12 protein-coding genes and 1 pseudogene are annotated in these 8,484 nt (G+C 60.0%); 1 reads left to right on the forward strand and 12 read right to left on the reverse strand.

The annotated features are described in order from the left end of the window. From NW820_RS02900 to rplC, 12 genes and pseudogenes are all read right to left on the reverse strand, one after another. Positions 1-161 (reverse strand): KOW motif-containing protein (locus NW820_RS02900; RefSeq protein ID WP_414406642.1); only part of this gene is annotated, 161 nt, incomplete at its 3' end. Beyond that, positions 161-529 (reverse strand): 50S ribosomal protein L14, encoded by a 369-nt coding sequence (gene rplN / locus NW820_RS02905; protein WP_011434162.1) that lies wholly within the window; start codon positions 527-529, stop codon positions 161-163. The genes NW820_RS02900 and rplN, both read right to left, overlap by 1 nt. Next, on the reverse strand, positions 526-777 hold the full coding sequence (rpsQ, locus tag NW820_RS02910; protein WP_011434161.1) for a 30S ribosomal protein S17: 252 nt from the start codon (positions 775-777) through the stop codon (positions 526-528). Before rpsQ ends, rplN begins: the two co-directional genes overlap by 4 nt. After that, entirely contained in the window at positions 777-998 is a 222-nt protein-coding gene (rpmC, locus tag NW820_RS02915) for a 50S ribosomal protein L29 (RefSeq protein ID WP_414389718.1), read from the reverse strand. The genes rpsQ and rpmC overlap by 1 nt, the downstream gene beginning before the upstream one ends. A 13-nt stretch (positions 999-1,011) precedes the next feature. Next, the gene (gene rplP, locus NW820_RS02920) at positions 1,012-1,479 is read right to left on the reverse strand and encodes a 50S ribosomal protein L16 (RefSeq protein ID WP_011434159.1); all 468 of its coding nucleotides are present in this window, start codon (positions 1,477-1,479) and stop codon (positions 1,012-1,014) included. Between the two features lie 55 nt (positions 1,480-1,534). Continuing rightward, on the reverse strand, positions 1,535-2,305 hold the full coding sequence (rpsC, locus tag NW820_RS02925; RefSeq protein ID WP_011434158.1) for a 30S ribosomal protein S3: 771 nt from the start codon (positions 2,303-2,305) through the stop codon (positions 1,535-1,537). A 42-nt stretch (positions 2,306-2,347) separates the two neighbouring features. After that, positions 2,348-2,722, reverse strand: a complete 375-nt coding sequence (rplV, locus tag NW820_RS02930; protein WP_011434157.1) for a 50S ribosomal protein L22 — start codon at positions 2,720-2,722, stop codon at positions 2,348-2,350. A 45-nt stretch (positions 2,723-2,767) separates the two neighbouring features. Further along, entirely contained in the window at positions 2,768-3,049 is a 282-nt protein-coding gene (rpsS, locus tag NW820_RS02935; protein ID WP_414331934.1) for a 30S ribosomal protein S19, read from the reverse strand. A gap of 66 nt (positions 3,050-3,115) precedes the next feature. After that, positions 3,116-4,000: a 50S ribosomal protein L2 gene (rplB, locus tag NW820_RS02940; protein WP_414389721.1), complete on the reverse strand. Its 885-nt coding sequence runs from the start codon at positions 3,998-4,000 to the stop codon at positions 3,116-3,118. Positions 4,001-4,049: 49 nt separating this feature from the next. Next, positions 4,050-4,349: a 50S ribosomal protein L23 gene (locus tag NW820_RS02945; RefSeq protein ID WP_414330452.1), complete on the reverse strand. Its 300-nt coding sequence runs from the start codon at positions 4,347-4,349 to the stop codon at positions 4,050-4,052. A gap of 316 nt (positions 4,350-4,665) precedes the next feature. Next, positions 4,666-5,292: pseudogene (rplD, locus tag NW820_RS02950) on the reverse strand (50S ribosomal protein L4); the annotation flags it as partial. 51 nt (positions 5,293-5,343) lie between these two features. Continuing rightward, on the reverse strand, positions 5,344-5,988 hold the full coding sequence (gene rplC / locus NW820_RS02955; RefSeq protein ID WP_011434152.1) for a 50S ribosomal protein L3: 645 nt from the start codon (positions 5,986-5,988) through the stop codon (positions 5,344-5,346). A gap of 557 nt (positions 5,989-6,545) precedes the next feature. Between rplC and NW820_RS02960 the strand changes: the two genes are divergently transcribed. Beyond that, positions 6,546-8,471 (forward strand): hypothetical protein, encoded by a 1,926-nt coding sequence (locus NW820_RS02960; RefSeq protein ID WP_414406641.1) that lies wholly within the window; start codon positions 6,546-6,548, stop codon positions 8,469-8,471. Positions 8,472-8,484: the final 13 nt, after the last annotated feature.

Raw genomic sequence — 8,484 nt, forward strand, 5'->3', positions numbered from 1 at the left:
CGCAGCACCTCGCCGATTTTGCCTTTGTCATCGCCGGAGATCACCTGCACGGTATCCCCTTGCTTGATACGCATTTTGTAGCGCAGGCTGTTGCGGTGCTTGCGAATGCCGGGGCGCCGAACTAAGCGCCGAATTTGGCTGGGTTTGAGGGGGCGAACCATCAGAGTACCTCCGGGGCCAGGGAGATGATCTTGGTGAAGTTTTTCTCCCGCAGCTCGCGGGCTACAGGGCCGAAAACACGAGTTCCACGGGGATTGCCATCATTGTTGATGATCACGGCAGCATTGTCGTCGAAGCGGATGCACATGCCGTCAGGGCGACGTACCGTATCGACGGTGCGGATAACAACGGCCTTGACAACATCGGATTTTTTGACGGGCATGTTGGGCAGGGCATCCTTGACGACACCAATGATCACATCGCCCAAGCTGGCGTAGCGACGGCCACTGCTGCCCAGCACGCGAATACACATCATCTTGCGAGCACCGGTGTTGTCGGCCACCGTCAGCATAGTTTGCTGCTGAATCATAGTTTCTTCACCTCCCTCAGGATTTCGGCAACTTGCCAACGCTTGGTGCGGCTAAGGGGACGGGTTTCCGTGATGCGCACCAGATCCCCTTCTTGACAGCGGTTTTCCTCGTCGTGGGCCTTAAACTTCTTGGTCTTGACGACGATTTTGCCGTACTTCGGGTGAGCAACTCGATTTTCCACAGCAACAACCACCGTTTTTTGCATCTTGTTGCTGACCACAATGCCAATCTTCTCCCGAACAGCCATTACTCCTCCTGGGTTGGGCGTTTGCCCCGCTTACGCTCTCCCTCCACAGTTAGTAGTTGCGCCAGCTTGTGTTTGCGCAGCCGGATGAGATGGGGCTGGTTCAACTGCCGCGTGGCCTGCTGCAAACGCAGCTCAAACAGCTCTTTCTTGACGGCGTAGATTTCGTTGCTCAGCTCTTCGTCCGATAAAGCACGGGCATCAGCAATTTTGGGCATGGGCATGGCTGAACTCTCCTCATACACTGCTGGTGGCCACCTCTGAAGCCGTTGCCTGGGCGGGCTCTGGCTTTTCAAAGTCGGCTTTGGTTACAAACTTGACCTTAATGGGCAGCTTCTGGGCGGCAAGGCGCATGGCCTCGCGGGCGATGGGCTCTGCCACTCCCCCCATTTCGAAGAGGATACGGCCCGGCTTGACGACACAAACCCAGTACTCAGGGTTGCCTTTGCCGGATCCCATGCGGGTTTCAGCAGCTCGCTGAGTAACGGGCTTGTCGGGAAAGATGCGAATCCAGATTTGGCCACCCCGCCGAACATAGCGGGTCATGGCTCGACGGCTGGCCTCGATCTGTCGAGCTGTAATCCAGGCGGGTTCTAGGGCCACAAGGCCGTATTCCCCAAAGTTGATGCGGTTGCCACGGGTCGCTTTGCCTTTCATGCGCCCGCGCTGCTGCTTGCGGTATTTGGTGCGTTTGGGGCTTAACATGGCCGTTCCTTAAGTCAACTGCGATAGGGATCCCTGGACGTTCCGGTGTTGGCCCTCAGGCCTCCTGAGCCGAGCGATCTTCAAAGGTGGGCCGCCGCCGCTGCTGCCGACGTTTGGGCTGTTGCAGGGGAAACTTCTGTTCGTGGCGTTCCTGCCCGGGCAGAACTTCCCCTTTGAAGACCCAGACCTTGACCCCGATGATGCCGAAAGTGGTGTGGGCGAGGTGCTCGGCGTAGTCGATGTCGGCCCGCAAAGTATGCAAAGGGATCCGCCCCTCCCGCGTCCATTCGGTGCGGGCAATCTCGGCCCCGTTCAGACGCCCGGCAATTTGGATTTTGATCCCTTGTACACCTGCCCGCTGGGCCCGTTGGATCACCTGGCGCACGATGCGGCGAAAGGCAATCCGCCGTTCCAACTGTTGGGCAATGTTTTCCGCCAACAAGGTCGCCTCGGCATCGGCACGGGTGACCTCTACTACATTGATGCGAATGGTTCGCTCGCCACCACCTCGTGAACCAGGGCTTTGTCCCGCTAGCGCGGACAGCTCTTTCTGTAGACCTTGGCGCAAAGTCTCTAGGCTGGATCCGCCCCGACCCACGACCACCCCAGGGCGAGCAGCCCGGATCTCCAGGTCAATTTGATCCGCTTTGCGCTCGATTTGGATATCGGCCAAACCAGCACTGCTCAGTTGCTTGGTCAGGTAGGTGCGAATCTGGTCGTCCTCCTGTAACAAGGCTGGGTAGCGGGCTGGATCGGCAAACCAGCGGCTGCGATGTTCTTTAATCACGCCGAGGCGGAAACCGGTGGGGTGGATCTTCTGTCCCATGGTGGTGTCGGTTGAAGGGTAAAGGGCTAGAAATACAGGAGGTTAAGAGGCCGTCGCCGCTTCAGCTTCCTCTATGGGCCGGACGGCGATGGTGATGTGACAGGTGCGCTTGCGAATGGGGTAGGCCCGCCCTTGGGCGCGGGGGCGAAACCGTTTCAGGACGGGCCCCTGATCAGCATAGGCCTGGCTGATCACCAGATCCCGGGGATCCAAGCCGTTGTTGTGCTCTGCGTTGGCCACCGCCGAGCGCAGCACCTTACGAACCGGCTCACAGGCAGCGTAGGGCATGAACTCCAAAAGAATCAGGGCATCGGCATAGGTGCGCCCACGGATCTGATCCAACACCCGCCGCACTTTAAAGGGGGACATGCGGATATAGCGGGCTACCGCTTTAACCTCAGGGGATGAATCGGCCATGGCCCTCTCCTTGCCTACTCGATACTTTCCTGTTCGTTATTCCTCTCAACGGCGAGCGGCTTTTTTGTCGCTCCCCGCGTGACCGCGGAAGGTACGGGTGGGAACGAATTCCCCCAGCTTGTGACCCACCATCTGATCGGTGATGTAGATGGGCACGTGTTGCTTGCCGTTGTGAACGGCGATGGTGTGGCCGATCATGACCGGCAAGATGGTGCTGGCCCGCGACCAGGTCTTGATCATGTGCTTCTCGTTGCGCTCGTTCATCTTCTCCACCTTGAGAAGCAGCTTGGCATCCACAAAGGGGCCTTTTTTCAGCGAACGTCCCATAAGAACCTCAACTGTTTGACAAGCAATGACCATCGAAGAAGCTTCAGGAAGCGCATGGCCAGACGGCTATTGGGCAGCCCTTCCGCCCTTGTCTCGACGGCCCCCGCGACGACGACCGCGCACGATGAATTTGTTGCTGGGCTTGTTGCGTTTGCGGGTCTTGTACCCCAGGGTGGGCTTGCCCCAAGGGGTGACAGGGGTACTGCGGCCTATGGGGGCTCGCCCTTCCCCGCCACCATGGGGATGATCCACAGGGTTCATCACCGAGCCACGCACCTTAGGACGGCGCCCCAACCAACGGCTACGACCCGCCTTGCCCAGGCTGATGTTGTTGTGGTCAACGTTGCCCAGTTGGCCGATGGTGGCGTAGCACTCGCCGCGGATCATGCGGACTTCGCCGGAGGGCAGCTTGAGGGAGACATATTTGCCTTCTCTGGCCACCACTTGAGCGCCAGCCCCGGCAGCGCGAACCATCTGTCCGCCGCGACCAGGATACAGCTCCACGTTGTGAACCACCGTTCCCAAGGGGATCCGCTCCAGGGGCATGGCATTGCCGATCTCAAAGGGGGCCTCTGGCCCGGCCATGATGGTGGATCCCACCTGTAGGTTGCGGGGAGCGAGGATGTAGCGTTTCTCGCCGTCTTCGTATTCCACCAGGCAGATGTGGGCGCTACGGTTGGGATCGTACTCCACAGTTTTGACGGTCGCCGGGATCCCCCGCTTGTCGCGACGGAAGTCGATGATGCGGTAAAGCCGCTTGTGGCCACCACCGCGGTGCCGGCAGGTGATGACGCCACGGTTGTTGCGCCCTTTCTTGCGGTGAATAAATTGCAGCAGCGACTTTTCCGGTCTGGGCCGCTTGCCGTTCTCGTCACGGGACAGCTCCTCGAAGTCAGAGACCGTCATGTGACGGGTGCTGGGGGTGTAGGGTCGGAGAGTACGAATGCCCATGGCTCGGGTAGGGGTGGGGGATGGGATGACAACAGCTCAAAAGGGGCGTTCAGGTGTCCGGGAAGAGGGTGATGGAATCTCCCTCCGCCAAGGTCACGATGGCTCGCTTGGGACGGGTGCGGTAGCCCACAAAGCGGCCCACCCGCCGTTGCTTGCGCGGGAGCTTCAGGGTGTTGACGGAAGTAACTCGCACGCGGAACATTTCTTCGACGGCAGCTCGGATGAGCGGCTTGGTGGCGGTGGGCAGCACTTCAAAGACATATTTGCGCTGCTCCATCAAGGCGGTTGCCTTTTCGGTGATGACGGGGCGCAACAGGACGTCGGCCAGGATCCGCTTGCTCTCAGTCATCGCTTTCCTCCTCTGCTGGGGCTGCTTCGGCCTCTTCTACCGTTGACGGCTCTGCTCCTTGAGCCAGTTCTTCTGCTGGATCTTGGGGCTCTTCGGTTTGCTCTTCTGGCCCCTGCGGATCTGCTGGACGTCCTTGGAGGGCAGCTTGGTTTTCCTGGGCCTCAGGTTGGGCTGGGGTTTGCTCTGCTTCCTCGTGTTCGCTTTCTGGAACGGCCTGATCTTCCGGCCCATCTCCGGGCAGGGCCTGATCTTCGGCTATGTCGGCCTGAGGTGCATCCTCAGAGGGAGTCTCCAGAACTGCCGGCGCAGCGTCGGATCCCCAACGGGCCTTGAGCTGCTCTAGGGCAGAAACGGTGATCAGCACCCAATCGACGTTGAGCAGATCGAAAACGTTGATCTGATCCAGGCCGATCAGCTTAACGCGGGCGATGTTGCGCACGGCCCGCTCTACGGCTTCCGAGCGTTCGGCAACGATGAGCAGAGCCGATTGATCTTCCATCACCCCCCAGCGCAGCAAAGCCTGGGCCACAGCACGGGTTTTGGGCGGGTTGAGCTGCTCCTGGAAATCCTCCACGACGATCAGGTCTTCCACCCGACTTTGCAGAGCGGTGCGCAGGGCCAGTTGCCGTTCTTTGCGGTTCATGGCCAGGTTGTATTCCCGCTTGCGGGGGCCGAAGATCACCCCCCCTTTGCGCCAAAGTGGGGAGCGGATGGAGCCGGCACGGGCCCGACCGGTGCCTTTCTGCTTCCAAGGCTTGCGACCGCCGCCGCGCACCTCAGCTCGGGTCTTGGTGTGGGCGTTGCCCTGACGAGCATTGGTCATCTGCCGGCGCAGTGCCAGATAGAGAATGTGGGCGGCTGTTTCGGGACGAGCAACTTTGAGGCTCAGCTCCGCGCTGCCCACCGTTTCCCCTTGCCAATTTTTCACCACACAACTTGCCATGGTTTCCTCGTCTTTGCGGATGCGGGTCAGCCTTTGCCAGGGATCCCTCCCCTAACGCTTGTTGCCCACCTGCTTGGCAGGGGTGATCTCCAGCAGCCCTCCTTCTACGCCGGGCACGCAGCCCTTAATCACCAACAGATCCCGCTCCGGATCCACCTGCACCAACTGCAATTTGCGGGTGGTGACTCGGCCACCTCCCAACCGCCCCGCCATGCGCATCCCCGGAAACACGCGGCCTGGGGTTGTACCGGCGCCAATGGAGCCCGGTCGGCGGTGGTTTTTGGAGCCGTGGGACATGGGGCCACGACCAAAGTGGTGGCGCTTTTGATAGCCGGCAAACCCTCGCCCGATGGAGGTACCGGCCACATCCACCAATTGGCCGGGGGAAAACATCTCGACGGTAATTTTCTGCCCCAATTGGTAAGCTTCCGGCTGATCAACGCGAAACTCTCGCAGGTGGCGCAGCAGCTCTGTCACCCCTGCTTTGGTGAGGTGGCCCCGCTGCGCCCGCGTGAGATGCTTTTCGGCAGTGGGCAAGTAGCCCAACTGAATGGCGTTGTAGCCATCTGTGGCTTGGGTTTTGATCTGGGTCACGGTGCAAGGCCCCGCCTGCACGACAGTGACCGGAATGGCCAGCCCTTCTGGAGAGAAGATCTGGGTCATGCCGACTTTTCTTCCGAGGATGCCAAGTGCCACAAGAACCTCCAATCGAGCCTGCACGACTCGTTTTCATCAACTGAGAGCCAGCTCACTCCGACAATCGGCTAGCCGTTCGCGAAGCGGGCCGTAGGCCAATGGCTCAGTTAGCCGGATGGATAGGCATACAGCAATAGCGTGGCAGCAGGAAGCTCAAGACAAAGCTGAGTCTGCCGGCTGAGGCGAAAGAGCAAGGTAGGGATCCCCCGAGGCCAAGTTCAGCGCCGGCAACGCTGAGCCTTTTGCTTAGTTCACCCCCAAAGCTGCACGCCAAACTGCTTTTGTTGAGAGCTGCTCAGACTTACCTGCTAAAGAGGCAGTATCTGGTGTAGCAGCGCGCCGGGTCGCCAAAGCGGATGGACTCAGTTGGCAACGGAAAACAATCATAATGAAGCGAAGGCCCGTTTGTCCAGACTTTTGCTGAGAAAATGGGTTGGTTGGAGAGGCCGGAGAGGGTAAGGGCAGCTCAAGTGGAAGAAAAGAGCCATTGGCCAGGGAAGCCATCTCCCTTCCAAAGTGTAATGGGCTGGGCAGGCAGTGGGCTGACCCAGGCTTGTGTGGATCACTATCGAAGTTTGTTGCAGGCGGGATCCGATCCGGGCCGGGTCTTGTTTTTGGTGCGGAGTCAACGGCAAGCGGATGAGGTGTTGCGGCGCTTGCAGCAGTCCAGTTCGGGCTTGGTGGGGCCGTGGCGGATCGAAACGTTCTTGCAGCGGGTTGGGCGCTCTCTGGCCGATCATTGGCCGCAGGTGTGTGCCCGCCTTCCTCAGTTGCCTCCTCAGTTTGAGCCGATCCCCTTGGCCAAAGATCTCACTCAATTTCTCTGCGAACGAGCCTGCGCTTTGTGCCCTCGGCATGGGGAAGCCTTTGCCGGGGTCGGGCTCAAGGAGTTCCAGATCTGGGATCAGATTAGCAGTGCTGCTTATATTGCGGGGGCTTCGGGTTTGCCGGCAGAGGTGGTGGGATCCCGGCTGGCCCGGGCTTGGCCCGAGGAGGCAGATCCGCGGCGGGCAGAGGCCTTACAGGCAATGGGCTGCTGTGTGGGGCGGCTGTGGGAGGCAGCACTTCGGTTGGGATCCCTGGATTTTGGCCTGCAAATTCGGCTGTTTGGCGAGCACATCCTGCCGCTGGCGGAGTTTTGGCAAGAGTGGGATCATCTGATCGTAGATCAGGCGGAAGACAGTTGCGGGGTGGCGCTGGAGTTTTACCGGCAGGGGCAAGCCCATTTGCAAAGCCAATTTTTCAGCTACACCCTCGGCGGCGGGGTCTCTTTGACCGGGATCCCGGAAGCTGTGGCCGACTTCTTGATGGCAAAAACGCAGGTTCGGTTTCTGGAGGGGAGCCATCGCGCTTCAGCAGGCATGATCCGCTTAGGGGTGCAGATTGTGCGGGTGCTGGATCCCCAGTTTTCTCATCCGCTGCCTGAGCCGAAGGGGGGGGAGCTGCCGCTGGTGCAAACGCTGGAGGAAGAGACCCAGTTTGCGGCAGTGGAGGTGATGGTTGCTCAAATTCGCCGGCTTTTGGGGGCCGGGATCCCGGCCCATCGCATTGCTGTTTTGCTGCCCCGTATGGATGTGGGGGTGAGCCTGAGCTTGCAGGAGCAGTTGTCGGAAGTGCCGGTTTTGCCGATTGCCCCCTTCCCGGCGTTGATCCGCTATCCCTTGGTGCGGGCGGTGCTGACGGCAGCAGAATTGGCCCATCCCGAGTGGGGTGCTTTTCCCACTTTGCCGGCTTGGCGGCTGATGTTGAGCTGGGTGCTGGGGCTGGATCCCATCCGGGCAGCTCTGTTGGCCGAAGATACCTGGGATCCGGTGGGGCGTTCTCTGCGTCCCCGAACAGCAGTACGGCAGCCGGAGCGGGTGGGGTTTGCCAACCTGGAGCGCTACCAGCGACTGTTCGATTGGCTGCGCGGCTATCATCCCGGCCCTTCATTGGCCGCTTTCTTCCAGCAGTTTTTTGCCGATCACTTAGCCCCGGCGATTGCTTCCCCTCAGGATCAAGAGCTGCTGCGCGTGTTGATGGAAGCGGCACGGCGGTTTCGCCAGGCCTTCCCCGCCGAAGGGGATCCCGCCTTTTTGGCCATGATCCGCTCGGGACAGACCCCCAGCAGCAGCCGCTTCGAGCCCGACTATTCCCGTTACTTGGTAGTTGCAACTCCGGGGGCCTACATCACTCGGGGTTTGGAGGCGGATTACCAATTTTGGTTTGATATCACCAACCCCAGCTGGTCCCGCTCCCTCTGGCATGTGCTCTACAACAGCCGTGTGCTGACGCCGGAATGGGACGGGGAGGTTTTCGATGCGGCGCGGGATTTACAGGCGCGTCAACAGATTTTGGCCCGCACGCTGCTGAACCTCTGTTGCCGCACTCAGAAGGGGCTGTGGCTGGTGCGCTCCAATTTTAATTATCGCGGCGAGGAGAACACCAGTATTCTGGACTACCTGATTTTGAAGGGGTTGAAGGCCATGGCAACCGCCGGCTAAGGGAGAGCCTATC

Source organism: Synechococcus sp. R55.7 (assembly GCF_047461955.1).
Lineage (GTDB): Bacteria > Cyanobacteriota > Cyanobacteriia > Thermostichales > Thermostichaceae > Thermostichus.